We start from the raw sequence: 16,574 nt of genomic DNA on the forward strand, positions 1-16,574 counted from the left end.
GCGAGGTATTCGCGTCGCCATCGCCAGCCGAAGGGAATTCGGCGATGTTCCCGCCCGCGCGGGGCGGCCTTGGCTCTTCCGCGCACGAGACCGTCATCAATCCGTGATTTGACATTTCGTTCGCGTTTGTCAAATCTGACAAAATGCAGGCCAAGGCCCCTCCCCAGGACCGGATCCTCGACGCTGCCTTGCGCGTGTTCCGGCGCCACGGCTTCCGCCGCTCCTCGATCGAGCTGGCGGCGGAGGAAGCCGGACTGACGCGGCAGGCGCTCTATCATCACTTCGCCTCCAAGGAGGCGCTGTTTCGCGCCGTGCTCGAGCGGATCTACGCGCAGGGGCTCGCTGCCGAAATCGCGGCCGCGAAGGCGGCGGAAGAAGCTGGCCTCGATCTTGCCGACATCCTGGTCGCCGAGATCGGCGCGCGAATGCAGTCGCTGCTCGCTTCGCTGAAGGACTCGCCCCATACCGATGAGCTGTTTTCCGAGCACCTCGCGCAGGCGCGCGACCTCTACCAGAGCTATTCCAACCGTTTCGCCGACGAGATCGCAACCACGATCGCGCGGGTGTGCCGCAAGCGAAAGCTTAACCTCGAAAGCGGCGTCAGCGTGCGCGAGCTCGCGCGCTGCGTCGAGATGGCGATCCACGGCACCAAATCCGCTTTCCCTTCCATGCAGCCGGTCGACGCGTTCCTGAAACAGCTCGAGACCATGCTGCGCATGCTGATCGCCGGCGCGATGGCGCCGTCCGCAAAGAAGTCCCAACGCAAAACGGGAGTTCGAAAATGACCAGCACGACCATCAATGGACGGCCTCTCCCGCTGCCCGACGATCCGGATGCGCTCTTGATCGACGTGATCCGCGATGGCGGCCTCACCGGCACCAAACTCGTCTGCGGCTCCGGCGTCTGCGGCGCCTGCACCGTGCTGCTCGACGGCACGCCGGTCGTGAGCTGCCTGTTGCCGGCGCAGGCGGCCGCGGGCAAATCGCTGACGACCATCGAGGGCGTCGGGGCGGCCGGATTGCATCCGGTGCAGAAGGCGTTCATGGCGCACGACGCCCTGCAATGCGGCTTCTGCACACCCGGCTTCGTCGTCGAAGCCGCCGCCTTCCATGACGGCTGGCGCGCGACCAAGGGCGCGGCGACACCCTCGCGCGAGGAGATCGCCGCCGCGCTATCTGGACATCTCTGCCGCTGCGGCGCCTATGAAGGCATTTTTCGCGCGGTGGCGGAGGCTTGTTCAGGCCGCTTCGACGGCAACGAGCCCATCGCGCCGCGGCTGGAAGCCCGCGACAAGGTGACGGGCCTCGCCCGCTACACCGTCGACGTCCACCATGACGGCCAGCTCGAAGGCGTCATCCTGCGCGCGCACGTCGCGCATGCGAGGATCACCGGCCTTGATCTGGCGCCGGCGCGCGCCATTGCCGGTGTTGCCGCGGTCGTTCCGCTGCTCGACGACGACAACATGGTCCGCTTCGTCGGCGCGCCGATTGCAGCCGTCGCGGCCAAGGACCGCCGCACCGCACTGCAGGCCATCGCCGCGATCAGCTTCAAGCCCGAGCCTTTGCCCGCTGTGATCGGGCTCGATGCAGCGCGACGCGACGATGCACCGGTCGTGTTCGAAAAGAAGGACCGCAAGCGTGCCGGCAACGTGTCCGAGGGCGCAGGCGGCGCTCCGGTGTCGTGGAAGGGCAATGTGCGCGGGCCCTCGGCGCCGTTCTCGCAGAAAGCCAAGCGCGCCAAGAGCTGGCTTGACGAGGCGCGCCAGCAACGCAATCCGCTGCTGGTCGAGGAGACCTTTCGCGTCTCGACGCAACAGCACGCAAGCCTCGAACCACATGCCGCCGTGGCCAGGTTCGATGGCGATCAGCTCATCGTGCACATCTCGACCCAGGCCATCCACGAGAGCATGGAGAAGATCGCCAAGCGTTATGGCCTTCCGCACGACAAGGTGCGTGTGATCGCCGATCATGTCGGCGGCGGGTTCGGCTCCAAGGGCAGCGTTGGGCTGGAGACCATCGCCGCGATCGAGCTTGCGCGCGCCGCGAAGGCGCCGGTGCGCGTCGCCTTCGATCGTGAAGAGGAGCTTTCCGTCACCGGCTATCGTCCGGCCGCCGAGCTGAAGCTGTCCTTGCTGCCTTCTGCGGAAGGCCGCCTCAAGGCGCTGTCGCTCACCGCCCATGCCGATACCGGCGCCGCCGTGAACTCGCTGATCGCGGGCCTGGCGCGGCTGATCTATCCGGCCGAAGCAAAGGAGCTCGTCGACTTCGACGTGCTCAGCAATTTGCCGCCCGGCGCGCCGTTCCGCGGCCCCGGCGGTCCGCCGATGTCGTTTGCGCTGGAGCAGGCGGTCGACGAAGCCGCACTGCGCATGAAGGTCGATCCGATTCAGCTGCGCAAGCTCTGGGACCCCGATCCCAACCGCCAGCGACTGTACGACTGGGCTGCCGGCCTCGACGTCTGGAAGAGCCGCAAGCCAGCCGCATCGCAGACCGGCCGCTACCGGCGCGGCGTCGGCGTCGCCACCGGTTACTGGCTCTATCTCTGGCAGACCGGCTCCTCGGTCGAACTCGCGATCAAGGGCGGCCGCATCGTCGCAAGCTGCGCGGTACAGGATATCGGCACGGGCACACGCAGCGTGATCGCGAACACCGTCGCGAAGGCGTTCGATCTCGAACCGCATGATGTGGACGTTCGCATCGGCCGCTCCAGCCTGCCCCGCGGACCGGGTTCCGGCGGCAGCCGCGTCACCGCCTCGCTGGTGCCGCCGACCTTGCTCGCCATCGACAAGCTGAAAGCGGAAATCAGGCGCACGGCGTCTCGCACACCTGCTCCGGGCTCGAACGCGCCGTGGCGCGAGATGATCGCGGCCTCCCCTGATATCGCCGTGTCGGCCAAGCGCCAGGAGGACGGCAAGCCGCCGCCCGGCGTCAGGCCCGCGCTGCACGAGGCGGGCATCATGGGCCGGGTGTTCGGTTGGGTGCTGCGTCTGATGAGCCACATGGTGGTCGGCGCCGGCGTGCCGAGCTCGGTGCAGGTGATGGAAGTCGAGGTCGACACCTGGCTCGGCCATGTGCGCGTGCTCAACGCCTATACGGGCCTCGCGGTCGGCAAGCTCGCCGCGCCGGCGCTGGCGCGAAGCCAGGCCGCGGGCGCGGTGATTCAGGGCATCGGCTACGCACTCTATGAGTCGCGGGAGACCGATCCCTCGAGCGGCCACATCCTGAGCGGCAGCATGGAGGATTACCGCATCCCGGGGATTGCCGACATGCCGAAACTGGACGTGCATTTCGACGAGGCCGGTTTCGAGCATGTGCCGGGCGGCAGCGTCGGCATCGGTGAAGTCGCCACCGTGCCGACCTCGCCCGCGATCGCCAACGCCATCCGCGATGCGATCGGCGTGAGACTGACTGAAATTCCGTTCCGGCCCGATCGTCTTGTGGCCGCGCTGAAAGGGAGGGATGCAGCATGAGTGTCGCCGTCATCACCGCCAATCCCACGCCTGAATTCCGCGCCGGAGGCACCGACTTCAGCGAACGCCGCCGCAGCGGGGTGTCGCAGGGAATGCTGATCGATATCTCGACCAGCGGCGACAAGACGATCAGCTGGGGAGCCGATGGAGCGGCCCGGATCGGCGCGCTCGCCACCATCGCCACGATCGCGACCGACGCTCGCATCCTCGCCGCTTATCCCGGCATTGCGGCGAGCGCGCAGGGACTCGCCACGCCACAGGTGCGCAACGTTGCCACGCTCGGCGGCAATCTCGCGCAGCGTTCACGCTGCTGGTATTTCCGCCGGGCCGACATCGATTGCCTGAAGAAAGGCGGCAGCACCTGCCCTGCCCGTTCCGGCAATCATCTCTATGGCGTTGCCTTCGATCTCGGACCGTGCATCGCGCCGCATCCCTCGACCATGGCGGCGGCTCTGCTCGCCTATGATGCGACCATCACCACGGACCGGCGCAGCGGATTGACGATTAGCGGTCTCCTCGGCGACGGCTCGGTCGCGCACGCCGATCATACACTCGCAGCAGGCGAGATGATCAAGAACATTGCGCTTCCTGCTCCGCTCGAGGGCGAGCGCGCTTCCTACAAGCGGGCGATCAGCCGGACCTATGCGGAATGGCCGCTGGTGGAACTCTGCGCCCGCGTCGTGATCGCCGGCGGCAAGTTCCAGCTGGTGCGTCTCGCTGCCGGCGGCGTCGCGCCCGTGCCGCTTCGCCTCACCGCCGTGGAAGTCCAGCTCAGCGGCAAGCTTGCCAATGCGGCATCGATCGCAGAAGCGGCGAAAGCGGCGAGCTCGGGTGCCAAACCATTGCCGATGACGGCCTACAAGCTCGATCTCCTGCAAGGGCTGGTGCGCGACGTGCTGGAGCGGCTTTCGGACTAAAGCGCGATGAGAATGGGATGAATCATCATCGCGCTTTAGGTTGTTGTTCACGCATGATCTCTCCGGAAAAGCGCTTCGCACTTTTCCGGATCATGCTTTAGCTAGCCGCCTGAGCGACCTGCCAGCCGCGCGCGGATATCCGGCTTCAGCACCTTGCCGACCTTGGAGCGCGGCAGATCGTCCCAGACTTCGATCTGCTTCGGTGTCTTGACGCTGCCGATCCGCTGCTTGACGAAGGCCGCCAGCGCCGTCGCATCGACGCTCTGGCCGGCACGGGGCTGCACCACGGCAACGATACGCTCACCCCATTTCTCGTCCGGAAGGCCGATCACGGCGCAATCCTGTACCGCCTCATGCGCCCGCAGCGCGTTCTCGACCTCGATCGAATAGACGTTGAACCCGCCGGTGATGATCATGTCCTTGGCGCGATCGACGATGTAGAGGTAGCCATCGTCGTCGATGTAGCCGATGTCGCCGGTGTGGTGCCAGCCATGCGCGGAGGCCTCCGCCGTGGCTTCGGGATTTTTGTAGTAGCCTTCCATCACCAGCGAGCCGCGAACCACGATCTCGCCGCGTGAGCCGGTCGGCAGCAAATTGCCGTCGCCATCCATGATGCCGGCCTGCACCAACGGGCTGATCCGCCCCGCCGAGGCGAGGCGCTCCATCGCGATCGTGCCATCGGCATTGTAATGCTCATCCGGTGCCATCATCGAGATCATCATCGGCGCTTCAGTCTGACCGAACAACTGCGCCATGGGCCCGATGCGCCGGAGCGCCTCCGCAAGCCGTGCGGCCGAGATCGGTGCCGCGCCGTACCAGAAGCATTGCAGAGACCCGAGCTTCGCCGAGTCGAGCTTGGGATGATCGAGCAGCATGTAGATCAATGTCGGCGGCAGGAAGGTGTGCGTGACATGGTAGCGCTCGATCAATTCGAGGAATTCGGCGATGTCGGGGTGATGCATGATCACGATGCGGCCGCCGAGCGCCATGATCGGGAAACACAGCACACCGGCCGCATGGGTCAACGGCGCGAGCGCGAGATAGACCGGACGACCCTTGAAGGGATAGCCCATCAGCGTCAGTGCCGTCATGGCCTCGATGTTGCGACCCGACAGCATGACTCCCTTCGGCTTTCCGGTGGTGCCGCCGGTGCCGGGAAGCATCGCGAGATCGTCGACCGTCTCGCGTTGATATTGGTCGGCGGACAGGCCCGCGAGCCAGCCGTCGAACGAGGGCGCGAAGGGCAACTCGGCATCGAGGCAGACGAGGACACGCAGCTTCGGCAGCTCTGCACGCACCGCCTCGACCATCGGCGCGAAGCTCGAGTGAAACAGCAGCAGGCTGCAGTCGAATTGGTCGAGGATGAGCCGGTTCTCGGCCGCCTCGTTGCGCGGATTGATCGGGCACCAAACCGAGCCCGCGCGGGAAATGCCGAACACACATGCAAACGCGACCGGATCGTTGCCGGACAGGATTGCGACCTTCTCGCCGGCAGCAATACCCGATCGCGCGAGCCCGCGCGCGACGCGGTAGCTCAGCAACTGCACCTCGCGGTAGCTGAGATCGCGCCCGTCCATGGTCAGGCACGGCGCATCGGGGCCGAGCGAGGCACCTTTGTCGAGGTAATCGATGAAGCGCATGATCAATCCCGGAAGCAGCTGGCGGGTGGCGCGCGGCCGCGCCACCCGTGATCTTGCTCAGTCGTGCACGGTGAGGATCGGTCTGCTGACCAGCCCGAAGCTGCGCAGCTGGCCGAGCAGCTCGTGATGACCGAACGCCTGGCAACCGGAGGCGAAACCCACGCGCTTGGGCGGCTGCTGCAGCAGATGCGCCGCGGCATAGGCCTGCAACAAGCCGGTCTGCTTGTAATTGCTGTTGCCGTTGATGACGCAGTGCGCGCGCCCGAGCGGGCCAGAGGCATGCACCGAATCCAGCGACTTGTTGACGCGCGGGTTCTCGCGCGGCGGCATGGTGTTCATCACGCCGGCGGCGGTCTGCGCCAAAGCAGTGTAGCGGTCGTCGGGGTTCATGTTCTTGGTCGCGTCCAGCGCGGCGGCGACGATCTGCGGCACGCCCAGCATCAGCGCGCGGTTGAACACGCCGCCCAGCACCTTCACGTTGGCCACGCGCGGATCGCGCTTGAACCACACCGGGTGCGAGGTGCCGCCCCAGGGCAGCGCCAGTGCGAGCTCATGCTGGCCGGGGATGGCGAGGTTGTAGAGGCCGGCATCCGCCTGATGCTCGACATACTTGTTCTGCTCCAGATAGTAGGCCTTTGCCATCGCGGCGTTGACCAGGATGGTCTGCGTCGAGGCGATGGTCGGGCTGCCGCCCCAGAACACGGCGATATCGAGCGTGTCGAGGCCGGGCGTCTCCAGGCACAGCTGCGCCGCAATCTCACCGGTGGTGTACATCTGCGCGATGCCCGGCGCGAGCAGCAGGCCGGCATTGGCGAACTTCGTGCCCCATTCCTGCTCGAGCGTGATCAGCCAGTCCTGCTCGCCTGTCGTGTCGGTGTAGTGGCATCGGGACGCCCAGCAGGCCTGCACCACCTCGGCGCCGAACCTGGCGAAGGGGCCCACGGTGTTGAGCACCACCGAGGCACCGTTGAACAACTCCGTCAGTGCGCTCACGGTATGCGGCACTTCCACCACCTCGTAGTCGGCGGTCTCGATACCGGCCACGTTCGCCTTCATTGCGGCGTTGAGCTTCTCCGCGCTGCGCCCCGCGGCGATGAAGGGGATGTTGTACTCGCGTAAGTATTCGCAGACCAGGCGGCCGGTGTAGCCGGACGCGCCATAGACGATGACGGGCTTCTTCGCGCTCATTGTCGTTCCTCCGAAATGTTCGTTGTCAGGTTTGCAGCTCACATTCCCATGCCGCCATCGACCGGCAGTCCGATGCCGGTGATGAAGCGCGCCTCGTTCGAGCACAGGAACACCGCAGCATTGGCGATGTCGCCGACCTCCGCGAGCTTGCCGAGCGGCGTCTGCTCCACCACCGAGCCGACCGCGGCGTTGACGTCGGGCGCGAGACCTATCTTGACGATGTCGTTGGCCAGCTGCAGGCCCATGTCGGTCGGGATCAAGCCGGGATAGATGCAGTTGACACGCACGCCATAACCGAGCTTGCCGGCCTCCATCGCAGCGACCCGTGTCATGCGATCGACCGCGGATTTCGTGCCGGAATAGACCGCGATGCTCGGGAAGGCGATCGTCGCCGCGACAGACGCGATATTGACGACCGCGCCGCCTTTGCCCGCCGCTCCGCCCGGCCGCATCGCGCGGAAGGCGTGCTTCATGCCTAGCACGGTGCCGACGATGTTGACGTCGCACATCCGCCGCGCATCCTCGGCCCTGATCTCGCTGACCAGCGACGTGATCTCGATGCCGGCATTGTTGATGAGGATGTCGTAGCCGCCGAGGGTGGCGACCGTCGCAGCAGTCGCTTTCTCCCACTGCGCATCGTCGGCGACATCGAGATGCACGAAGCCGGTCTTCACGCCGAGCCTGGCGATCTTGCCGGCGCTATCCTTGCCGGCGTCATCGAGAATGTCGCCGATCATGACCGCCGCACCGGAGCGCGCCAGTGCTTCTGCAATAGCGGCTCCGATCCCGCGGGCTCCGCCGGTGACCAGGGCTTTGCGGCCATCAAGGCTCTTCTCACTCATCGCACGTCCTCCCTTTGCTTGGACTGATCTGTTGGACTGATCTTTTGGACTGATCTGTTCGCTGATGATCGGTGCGCGCTGCGATTGGCAGCACGGTGCCGGCGCGGTTGCGCAACGGCATGCGAGTCCGTTCCGGCGCCGCGGCGCCGGCGGGTGCATTTCCTCCATTTGCTGACGTCTTGACGACTGTCCAAATTTCTTGGCGCGCACACTCTTCCCGGAACTTGACAGTTGTCAAGGAAAAAATTTGACAGTTGTCAAAGAGGATGGTCTGTAGACGATGACCGACGACGTGATCGTGGTGACCAAGAGACGGGAGACAGCGCGACGATGGCGCGGCAAGCGACAGGAGCGGCGAAGCGAGAGGCCGCGGCGGAGATCGTGCGGGACGACAAGTTCAACGCGCGACGCATCGAGCTTGCCGAGGCCGCGCTCGAAACGCTTGGAGAGCTCGGCTTCGCCCGGACCAGCCTGCGGGAGATCGCGCAGAACTCGGCGTTCACGCACGGCGTGTTCCACTATTATTTCAGCGACAAGCTCGACCTGATCTGCTGCTGCGTTCGCCACTACAAGGCCAAGTGCGTGACGCGCTATGACGAGGTCGTCGCGACAGCGACGAGCCGCGACGAATTGACGGAGGGCTTCCTCGCCAAGCTCGCAGCAACGCTGCAGAACGAAGCCCGCATGCACCGGCTTTGGTACGATTTGCGCTCGCAGGCGATGTTCGAGGCGGCGTTTCGCAAGGATGTCCTCGAGATCGACAAGAGCCTGGAAGCGATGATCTGGCGCATTGCCTCTCGCTATGCCGAGCTCGGCGGCAAGCGGCCGGCGTCGTCGCCAGGCGCACTCTACGCGCTGTTCGACGGTCTGTTCCAGAGTGCGCTGCTCAAGCACCTCGCGGGTGACAAGAGGGCGGTCCCCGAACTGCTCGACGAAGTCCGGCGCCTGCTGCCGACGGTCTGCTGACGCGCGGAAGCGGCGCCCACGAAGGCGTCGCCGCTCGAGGCCTGCACGTTGCGCCATCCAAATTGATCGTCCGACTCGAAACTGCTTAGATGCGGCATGCCGCCGAAAGTCGAACGTCTGCCCAAGCAGCAATTGTGGTTTCCGGCCGGGCGCTATTTTCTGCGCACCATCAAGCGCGATGACGCCTCGCAGCGCTGGGCGGACTGGTTGTCCGATCCCTGGACGGTGCATGTCCTCAACACGTCACCGCGCGCGATGACCAAGGCGGAGATCGCCGACTACATCAAATCCTTCGATCAGCGCGAACGGCTCCTGCTCGGGATATTCGAGCGCGGCAGCCGCATCCATGTCGGCTTCATCCGCCTCGACATCAACGCGGCGGCGAGCGAGGCGCTCGTCAGCGCCGTGATCGGAGAAAAGGAGCACCGCAATGCCGGAGCGACGGTGAACACCTTCATTCCGCTGCTCAGGTTCGTGTTCGACGATCTCAAGCTGAGCCGCATCCGCGCGTTCGTGCTGGAGCGCAATCAGACGACCATTCAATATCTGTCCAAGCTCGGATGGACGCTCGAGCCCGAACCCGAAAAACCGGTGCGATCGCATACGGATGGATCGCTTCTGGTATTGCGTCGGATGATCTGGGACCGGCCCGGTTTCCAGGCCTGGTTGAAGAGCCCGATCGGGCAGCGGATCGTGAATCGCATGGAAGCGGCGCGAGGTTGAGCCCCGGCCGCTCCCTTTGTCTGCTTAAGCGATCAATCAGTACTTCGCGACGACGGGTGACCCGCCGAACCGATAGTTGATACCTACCTTCACGATATCGATGTCCTGACGAATATCGATCAACGCGGTGGTGGCGGCGGCTGGATTGGCGAATCCCACGCGCTTGCTGTCGAAGCCGTAGTGAGTGTACTCGACCAAGGCCGACCAGTTCGGGGCGAAGGCCCACTCGACACCGGCACCTGCCACCCAGCCGACACGATCGGTGCTGGCGCTTGAATTGCAGGGCTCAAAAACGAGGAATCCCACACCGGGACAAAAGAAGCCGCCAATCGACGAGAAATTGTTCAGATTGTATCGGTCATGCGCAAACCCGACGCCGCCCTTGCCATAAACGAGCAAGCGATCCCATGTGTAGCCGACCCGACCCGTGACGCTGGCGACCCAGTCGGTGCGGCTCGATAGAGTGGCGGGCGCGCCGGTCTTTCCGGCGAAGAAGGGATCGTTGGCGGTGCCGTGAAGATCGGTGGCCGTGAAATCGCCGGCAATCCCGAGCACCCAATTGCTGGCAAATTGGTAGTCGCAACCTACCTGAACGCCTCCTACAATTCCGACGTCTCCGTTCACCCCAATGCGATCACCAGGCACACTGCCTATGGTCATTGCAGGCGAGATGACCGCCCCCGTTCCGATGCCGGGATCCGTGAAGCCCGTTCGGCTCGCACCGCCGCCGACATGACCCCCGATATAGCAGCCGGTCCAACTGAAAGGCACGGCCGCCGCAACCGGCGCTTTCGTGTAGGGACGAGCTCCCAGATCGGCACCTTGAGCAGAGCCTGCGACAATCAGAGCCGACGTCGCCAGCAGCAGTCGTTTCATTCGTCACCCCCGAAGCAATCAGCGATAGAAATCTCCGGTAAGGTACATCGGCCGGCCTCCGCGCGCTGTATTCGAGGAGCAACACTCCGACACATTTGGTAATTCGGTACTGTTGAGCACAACGCGCCGCAACACGGCGCCTTAGGCTTAATGACGGCGCTCCAGGCTGAACTATCCGATCGTCGGATGGCTTCACGCCGGCGCGGCTGAGTTCAGGTCACGCCCCCGCCTCAGCGCCCCGCCGGAATCAGCGCCCGCATGATCTCCGGCTTCCAGCTTTGACGCGCGCTGTCGAAGGCTGCGAAATCATGATCGAATTGCCAATAGGCCCAGGCCCAGCCGAGCCGCTCCGCGCTTCGCGCCACGAACGACAGATATCTCGTCCTTGCTTCGGCTGGCGCGGCCTCGTACACGCCGAACTCACCGAGATAGATCGGACGCTTTTCCCGTTCGGACCAGGACCGGATCTTGTCGAAATCGGCGCGCGCCTTCCGTTCGTCCTCCGGCGTGCCCCAATCAAGCGGGCCTATTTGCGAGAACGTCGGCGACCACGGTGCGCCCTGATGGGTGAAGCGGATCGGCGCGTAGTAGTGGAACGTCACGATGATGTTTCGGTCATCTGACGGCAGGACCAGGTCCTCGACGGGCAGCTCGTCGACGTTGAGAACCGCGGCGATCACCGGCCGCCGGGGGTTGGTGGCGCGGATGATGCCGAGACATTCGTTCAGAAGGGCGTTCCAGGCGGCGGACGTCATCTGCCCGCCCGGCTCATTGAGCACCTCGAAGACGAGCCTCGGATATTTTCCGGCATAGCGCGCGGCGATTTGCGTCCAGAACGCTTTCAGCTTCCCGGCGCACTCCGAGATGTCGTGCTGACAGATATGGGTATCGTGCTCGTCCAGGATGGGGATGAGATTTCGGGCGAGCACCTCCTCGATCACCGCATCGAGCCGCCTCATGACGATCTCATCCAGCGCATTCTCCGGGTCCATGAACTTGAAGCCGAAGAAATTGATCCGGACGTGCGAGAACCCGGCGCGCCTGATCGCGGTGAGGTTGTCCAGACGAAATGGCGCGTTCCGGCCTCCCTCCCAAATGCCGTCATAACCGAGGATGTTGATGCCGCGCCCCAATTTTGGGGTAGCGGACGCGGCCTGTCCGGCGGCCTCTGCCGGGGAGCAGATAGCAAGCACGGAGAGCGCGAAGGCGAGACCGAAAATCACAGCCCAGCGGACGCAGATTGCATTCATCGTGCCTGCCCCATCATTGCTGCAGGCCTTGCTGTGGCACCGGCCTGCACACCGCGAAGAAGAATGCGACGAGCAGCACCGAGGTGAACATCGTCGAGCGAAGGAACATCGTCTCCGTGAAATTCGATTGAAAGCTGAGGACGACGAATCCGATGATGAGAGCGCAGTGGCGACGGTCGATCGACCGCGTGGCGATCAGGTACAGGACCTTTTCCGAGAACAGATAGACGCTCGCCACGAACAGCACGTATCCCAGGAATCCGGTTTCCATCGCCACCGCGATATAGCCGCTATGATAATTGTCCAGCACCCAGCCGTGGTTCTGGTTGAAATAGTCGTAAATCGCAGGGCGCGTCCAGAACCCGTTGATGCCGAAGCCCAGCAGCGGCGCATCGTCGAAATGGCCGATGGCGTACTGCCAGATAAAGGTTCGCTCGGTCAGATTGATGGTCGATTCGCCGAGATGGATGGAATCGTAGCCCGTGACGTAGAAATACAGGATCAGGAGCGCAGCCAGGATGCACATGACGACCGGCAGCACCGCGTAAATCCTCATGCAGCGGATCGACCATAGGGAGGTCATGAGTAGTGCACCGGCGGCAATTGCAACGGCACCGGCACCACGGGATTCCGAGGCGATGACGCATGTCGATGCCAGGAGAAACATCAGCAGAAAGACTGTCCAGCCCTGGCCCGTCATCTTCTGATAGCAGGCAAAGAACATCAGATAGGCGCTGATGAAACCGAGGGTCTGCTTCGATTCGTAGATTCCCTGCCACTGGCCGTTGTGCATCCAGCTCTGATCGACGCCGATCTCGGGCACGAAAACCGCGCACAGGGCCGAGGCGGCGACCAAGATGAAGAGTCCCAGCGCCGTCGCTCCGACGATCTCGTCGATGTCGATCCGCGTGATCAGGCAGTACGCACCAAAGGTCGTCATCACGAGGGCCGCGCTCTTCATGATCGCCGCGGTGGCGAGGCCGGTCCAGAGCACAGAAACAGCGGCGAGAGCATAGAATGCGACCAGCGCGATGAAATCGGGATTGGGCTGCACGCGCAGGCAGGGTCGCACGAAGGCACTGGCGTAGATCAGGATGACCCACATCAGGAGCGCAACGGCCTGTTGCACGAAGCTCCATTCTGCGGGAAGCAGCGCGGGGTTGAAGACACCCATCGACGCGATCACATTGACGGTGATTGAGCCACGCATCACGATTCTGGCGAGCTTTTCCACGCCGACGCCGGGCGCTTGCCAGATCGCGCTGTCGTCCTCCTCGGAATCGTGCAGGCTGGTCATGAGCTGACCGCCTGACGCGCGGCAAATCTTGCCTCACCGCGCACCACGGGCGCCTTCGCACGCGCGCCTGCCGCGGGCATCGGCCGGTCGAGGCCTGATTCCCAGGGCCGTTCTCCCGCCGCGGCCGCGAGGCGCAACGGCGTCATTCCATTCCCAGTCACGTCCGCTCAGTCCACGGCTTCGAACGGCTCTCAGCGGATGTTGGCGCCGCCCAATGTGCCGTGCGTCTCAAGCGGGAAGATTGTCCTACCTTCTACCTTTGAGATCAAGGTGGCATGACGGGACGCTGCCCTCACAATCAGGTGCGAGGGACGATCGGGCCCTTGCCGGGCGGGAAAGACGGAACGTTACGCCGCCGTTGCCGGCGGCAGCGCGAGCACCGAATAGATCGCCTGCGCATCGCGCGAGGCGCGGAGCTTCTTGGCGATGTCCTGGTCGCGCAGCAGGCGGGCGATGCGGGCGAGCGCCTTGAGGTGATCGGCGCCGGCGCCTTCGGGGGCCAGCAGCAGGAAGACGAGATCGACCGGCTGGCCGTCCATCGCCTCGAAGTCGATCGGACGATCGAGCCGCGCGAACAGGCCGAAGATCTTCTCCAGCTTGGGCAGCTTGCCGTGCGGAATGGCGACGCCATAGCCGACCGCGGTGGTGCCGAGCTTCTCCCGCTGCAGCAGCACCTCGAACACCGAGCGCTCGTTCTGCCCGGTCAGCTCGGCGGCCTTGGCCGCCAGCTCCTGCAGCGCCTGCTTCTTGCTGTTGACTTTCAATGCCGGGAGAATCGCCTCGGGTGCGACCAGATCGGTAATCGGCATGGAAGCTTTCCGAGGTGAATTAAACCGTCAGGTTCCGATTTGGCCAGCTTGATAGACCAAGCTCGGCCGGCGTCAATAACATGAAGCAGGAGGCGGACTTAGCCCCGATCCAGATGTGGGGGGCTTCTACTCCAACGCAATCCCGGTGCCAACTCCCGCGTGCGGCTTTGCCCCCGTCATTGTTAAGGGCCGGGATGGTACGGGCGCCGGCTGGCGGGCCTAGCCACCGCCCTGGCCGTCCACCTTGGCTCCCGGCGGGTCGATCCAACCCACATTGCCGTCCGCCCTGCGGTAAATGATGTTCACCCGACCGGACGAGCCATGCTGGAATACCAGGCAGGGTGCCCCGCTGAGATCGAGTTCCATGACGGCTTCGCTGACCGAGAGCCGCTTCAGCGACGTGGTTTGCTCCGCGATGATGACGGGGCTGTAGCCGGCGACTTCCTCTTCGCCCTCTCCGGGCGCTTCCAGCACATAGCTGGTGGCGTCGAGCGCAGCCATCGCCTCTGAGGCGGCATGGGCCTTGCGCGCGGAGCGGTCCTTGAGCCGGTTCTTGTAGCGCCGCAGCCGCTTCTCGATCATCACCAGCGCCTGGTCGGCACTGGCATAGGCATCCGGTGCGTTCGAATCGGCTTCCAGCGTGATTCCCGAATCGAGATGCAGGGCGCAATCGGTGCGAAAGCCGAAGCCGTCCTTGCTCAGCGTGATGTGGCCGGAATAATTGCCGTCGAAATATTTGCGCAGCACCTCGTCGGTGCGGTCGGCAACGCGGCCGCGCAGCGCCTCGCCGACGCTGATGCTCTTTCCCGAGATTCTGAGAGTCATGTGATGCCTCGCTTGGTTGGTGCCCAGCTTGGATCGGTCTCGATGGGGCATCGAGAGTAGCGCGATTTGGCGCCAGCGCAATCAGGCCGGTTCGGGATTGCGGGAGCGATCGGACAAGGCGGTAGAGAGGACGTTACCAAGAGCGCTCTGCTTGTCGCGGCGGCGTTGCACCGAGGAAGGTATGCGCATGGCTTCGCGGTACTTCGCGACCGTGCGGCGGGCAATATCAATGCCCGAGGCGCGCAAGCGTTCCACGATGGTGTCGTCCGACAGGATCGCGGAGGGCTCCTCCGAATCGATCAGCTGCTTGATGTGGTGACGCACCGCTTCCGCCGAATGCGCTTCGCCCCCGTCGGCCGAGGCGATCGAGGCCGTGAAGAAATATTTCAGCTCGAACGTGCCGCGGTTGGTCGCCATGTATTTGTTGGCGGTGACACGCGACACCGTGGATTCGTGCATCTGGATGGCGTCGGCGACGGCCTTCAGATTGAGCGGGCGCAAATGGGCGACACCGTGGGTGAAGAACCCGTCCTGCTGGCGCACGATCTCGGTCGCCACTTTCAGGATGGTGCGGGCGCGCTGGTCGAGCGCGCGCACGAGCCAGGTCGCGTTCTGCAACGCATCCGTGAAATAGGACTTGTCGCCGTCCTTGCCGATCTTCTTCGAAAGCTCGGAATAATAGGTCTGGTTGACCAGCACGCGCGGCAAGGTGTCGCTGTTGAGCTCGACATGCCAGCCGCCGTCGGGACCCGGGCGGACATAGACGTCGGGCACCATGGTCTGCAGGCGCGCCGAGCCGAACTTCATGCCGGGCTTGGGATTGAGGCGGCGGATCTCGCCGATCATGTCGGCGATGTCCTCGTCGTCGACGCCGCAGATCTTGCGAAGAGCCGCGATGTCGCGCTTGGCGAGCAGATCGAGATGCTCGACCAGCGCCTGCATCGCGGGGTCGTAGCGGTCGAGCTCGCGCAGCTGGATCGCCAGGCATTCGCTTAAGGAACGCGCGCAGACCCCGGGCGGATCGAATTTTTGCAGCACGGCGAGGACGCTTTCGACCTCGGCTTGCGACGCGCCGAGACGCTCGGCGGCTTGGCCGAGATCGGGCGGCAGATAGCCGGCCTCGTCGACGAGGTCGATCAGGTACTGGCCGATCATGCGTTGCGCGGGCGCGGTGAAGGCAACCGAGAGCTGCTCGGCGAGATGGCCTGACAACGTCGTCTCGGCCGCGACAAAAGCTTCGAGATTGTAGTCTTCGTCACCGGAGGCGCCGCCGCCCCATTCGGTATAGGTGGTCGGCGCGGCATCCTGAGCGTTGCGCGCGGCCGCCTCGGCCGGCTCCTCGGAGAAGACATTGTCGAGGCCGGTGTCCAGGGTCTGCTCGATCTCGGCGCGGGTGCCGAGATCCTTGCTCATCCATTCTTCCTGGCCCGGCTCGAAGCCTTCCGCGCTGCCGCCGAAGCCGTCCTCGCCCGGACCGTCGTTCTGGCCGTCGGAATCGCCGTAATTGGCCGCCTCGGCCGGAGCTTCGCCCGCGGGCGCGTCGTCACTGGCCCGTTCCAGCAGCGGGTTTCGCTCGAGCTCCTCTTCCACGAAGGTCGTGAGATCGAGATTGGACAATTGCAGCAGCTTGATCGCCTGCATCAGCTGCGGCGTCATGACCAGCGACTGCGATTGCCGGAACTCTAATCTCTGCGTAAGCGCCATGAAGCAAGAACCGATCCCAAAAGTTGGTCCGATTTTTGCTTATCCTAGTCTCAGCCCGATGTACACGG

At 64.3% G+C, this 16,574-nt stretch carries 14 protein-coding genes; 5 read left to right on the forward strand and 9 right to left on the reverse strand.

The features are described 5' to 3' along the window. Positions 1-143 precede the first annotated feature (143 nt). From GA0061099_RS05930 to GA0061099_RS05940, 3 genes are read left to right on the forward strand one after another with little or no spacing between them, the layout of a single operon-like run. A complete protein-coding gene (locus tag GA0061099_RS05930; RefSeq protein WP_036024414.1) occupies positions 144-785 on the forward strand; it encodes a TetR/AcrR family transcriptional regulator in 642 nt (213 codons plus the stop codon). After that, positions 782-3,469: a molybdopterin-dependent oxidoreductase gene (locus tag GA0061099_RS05935; protein WP_036024413.1), complete on the forward strand. Its 2,688-nt coding sequence runs from the start codon at positions 782-784 to the stop codon at positions 3,467-3,469. The genes GA0061099_RS05930 and GA0061099_RS05935 overlap by 4 nt, the downstream gene beginning before the upstream one ends. Further along, positions 3,466-4,386 carry an FAD binding domain-containing protein gene (locus GA0061099_RS05940; RefSeq protein ID WP_036024412.1) on the forward strand — a complete coding sequence of 307 codons (921 nt, stop codon included), beginning with the start codon at positions 3,466-3,468 and terminating at the stop codon, positions 4,384-4,386. The genes GA0061099_RS05935 and GA0061099_RS05940 overlap by 4 nt, the downstream gene beginning before the upstream one ends. A gap of 101 nt (positions 4,387-4,487) precedes the next feature. Here GA0061099_RS05940 and GA0061099_RS05945 read toward each other — a convergent pair whose 3' ends face one another. From GA0061099_RS05945 to GA0061099_RS05955, 3 genes are read right to left on the reverse strand one after another with little or no spacing between them, the layout of a single operon-like run. Next, the gene (locus GA0061099_RS05945) at positions 4,488-6,026 is read right to left on the reverse strand and encodes an acyl-CoA synthetase (protein ID WP_036024422.1); all 1,539 of its coding nucleotides are present in this window, start codon (positions 6,024-6,026) and stop codon (positions 4,488-4,490) included. A 57-nt stretch (positions 6,027-6,083) separates the two neighbouring features. Continuing rightward, positions 6,084-7,214 (reverse strand): DUF5938 domain-containing protein, encoded by a 1,131-nt coding sequence (locus tag GA0061099_RS05950; RefSeq protein ID WP_036024411.1) that lies wholly within the window; start codon positions 7,212-7,214, stop codon positions 6,084-6,086. Between the two features lie 38 nt (positions 7,215-7,252). After that, complete coding sequence (locus GA0061099_RS05955; RefSeq protein WP_074447578.1) at positions 7,253-8,056, reverse strand: SDR family NAD(P)-dependent oxidoreductase; 804 nt, start codon at positions 8,054-8,056, stop codon at positions 7,253-7,255. Between the two features lie 330 nt (positions 8,057-8,386). On the opposite strand from GA0061099_RS05955, the gene GA0061099_RS05960 reads away from it, so the two are divergent. Next, the gene (locus GA0061099_RS05960; RefSeq protein WP_036024409.1) at positions 8,387-9,022 is read left to right on the forward strand and encodes a TetR/AcrR family transcriptional regulator; all 636 of its coding nucleotides are present in this window, start codon (positions 8,387-8,389) and stop codon (positions 9,020-9,022) included. A gap of 96 nt (positions 9,023-9,118) precedes the next feature. After that, positions 9,119-9,745: a GNAT family N-acetyltransferase gene (locus tag GA0061099_RS05965; protein WP_036009173.1), complete on the forward strand. Its 627-nt coding sequence runs from the start codon at positions 9,119-9,121 to the stop codon at positions 9,743-9,745. Between the two features lie 36 nt (positions 9,746-9,781). Here the strand turns inward: GA0061099_RS05965 and GA0061099_RS05970 are convergent, their stop codons facing one another. The 6 genes from GA0061099_RS05970 to rpoN form a co-directional block, all read right to left on the reverse strand. Beyond that, entirely contained in the window at positions 9,782-10,621 is an 840-nt protein-coding gene (locus tag GA0061099_RS05970; RefSeq protein ID WP_036024408.1) for an outer membrane protein, read from the reverse strand. A 230-nt stretch (positions 10,622-10,851) separates the two neighbouring features. Further along, positions 10,852-11,871 (reverse strand): glycoside hydrolase family 5 protein, encoded by a 1,020-nt coding sequence (locus GA0061099_RS05975; RefSeq protein WP_036024407.1) that lies wholly within the window; start codon positions 11,869-11,871, stop codon positions 10,852-10,854. A gap of 13 nt (positions 11,872-11,884) precedes the next feature. Continuing rightward, positions 11,885-13,168, reverse strand: a complete 1,284-nt coding sequence (locus GA0061099_RS05980) for an O-antigen ligase family protein (RefSeq protein ID WP_036024406.1) — start codon at positions 13,166-13,168, stop codon at positions 11,885-11,887. A 347-nt stretch (positions 13,169-13,515) separates the two neighbouring features. Beyond that, on the reverse strand, positions 13,516-13,977 hold the full coding sequence (gene ptsN / locus GA0061099_RS05985; protein WP_008141251.1) for a PTS IIA-like nitrogen regulatory protein PtsN: 462 nt from the start codon (positions 13,975-13,977) through the stop codon (positions 13,516-13,518). Positions 13,978-14,196: 219 nt separating this feature from the next. Beyond that, the gene (hpf, locus tag GA0061099_RS05990) at positions 14,197-14,802 is read right to left on the reverse strand and encodes a ribosome hibernation-promoting factor, HPF/YfiA family (RefSeq protein ID WP_036009184.1); all 606 of its coding nucleotides are present in this window, start codon (positions 14,800-14,802) and stop codon (positions 14,197-14,199) included. Between the two features lie 81 nt (positions 14,803-14,883). Further along, positions 14,884-16,506: an RNA polymerase factor sigma-54 gene (rpoN, locus tag GA0061099_RS05995; RefSeq protein ID WP_036024405.1), complete on the reverse strand. Its 1,623-nt coding sequence runs from the start codon at positions 16,504-16,506 to the stop codon at positions 14,884-14,886. Positions 16,507-16,574 lie beyond the last annotated feature (68 nt).

Source organism: Bradyrhizobium yuanmingense, from assembly GCF_900094575.1.
Taxonomy (GTDB): domain Bacteria; phylum Pseudomonadota; class Alphaproteobacteria; order Rhizobiales; family Xanthobacteraceae; genus Bradyrhizobium; species Bradyrhizobium yuanmingense.

Bases quoted from the DNA above. Each gene is read 5' to 3' on its own strand.
- GA0061099_RS05980 (WP_036024406.1), bottom strand. From the start codon at position 13,168: ATGACCAGCCTGCACGATTCCGAGGAGGACGACAGCGCGATCTGGCAA.
- GA0061099_RS05930 (WP_036024414.1), top strand. From the start codon at position 144: ATGCAGGCCAAGGCCCCTCCCCAGGACCGGATCCTCGACGCTGCCTTG.
- GA0061099_RS05970 (WP_036024408.1), bottom strand. From the start codon at position 10,621: ATGAAACGACTGCTGCTGGCGACGTCGGCTCTGATTGTCGCAGGCTCT.
- ptsN (WP_008141251.1), bottom strand. From the start codon at position 13,977: ATGCCGATTACCGATCTGGTCGCACCCGAGGCGATTCTCCCGGCATTG.
- GA0061099_RS05940 (WP_036024412.1), top strand. From the start codon at position 3,466: ATGAGTGTCGCCGTCATCACCGCCAATCCCACGCCTGAATTCCGCGCC.
- rpoN (WP_036024405.1), bottom strand. From the start codon at position 16,506: ATGGCGCTTACGCAGAGATTAGAGTTCCGGCAATCGCAGTCGCTGGTC.
- GA0061099_RS05945 (WP_036024422.1), bottom strand. From the start codon at position 6,026: ATGCGCTTCATCGATTACCTCGACAAAGGTGCCTCGCTCGGCCCCGAT.
- GA0061099_RS05955 (WP_074447578.1), bottom strand. From the start codon at position 8,056: ATGAGTGAGAAGAGCCTTGATGGCCGCAAAGCCCTGGTCACCGGCGGA.
- GA0061099_RS05960 (WP_036024409.1), top strand. From the start codon at position 8,387: ATGGCGCGGCAAGCGACAGGAGCGGCGAAGCGAGAGGCCGCGGCGGAG.
- hpf (WP_036009184.1), bottom strand. From the start codon at position 14,802: ATGACTCTCAGAATCTCGGGAAAGAGCATCAGCGTCGGCGAGGCGCTG.
- GA0061099_RS05935 (WP_036024413.1), top strand. From the start codon at position 782: ATGACCAGCACGACCATCAATGGACGGCCTCTCCCGCTGCCCGACGAT.
- GA0061099_RS05950 (WP_036024411.1), bottom strand. From the start codon at position 7,214: ATGAGCGCGAAGAAGCCCGTCATCGTCTATGGCGCGTCCGGCTACACC.
- GA0061099_RS05975 (WP_036024407.1), bottom strand. From the start codon at position 11,871: ATGAATGCAATCTGCGTCCGCTGGGCTGTGATTTTCGGTCTCGCCTTC.
- GA0061099_RS05965 (WP_036009173.1), top strand. From the start codon at position 9,119: ATGCCGCCGAAAGTCGAACGTCTGCCCAAGCAGCAATTGTGGTTTCCG.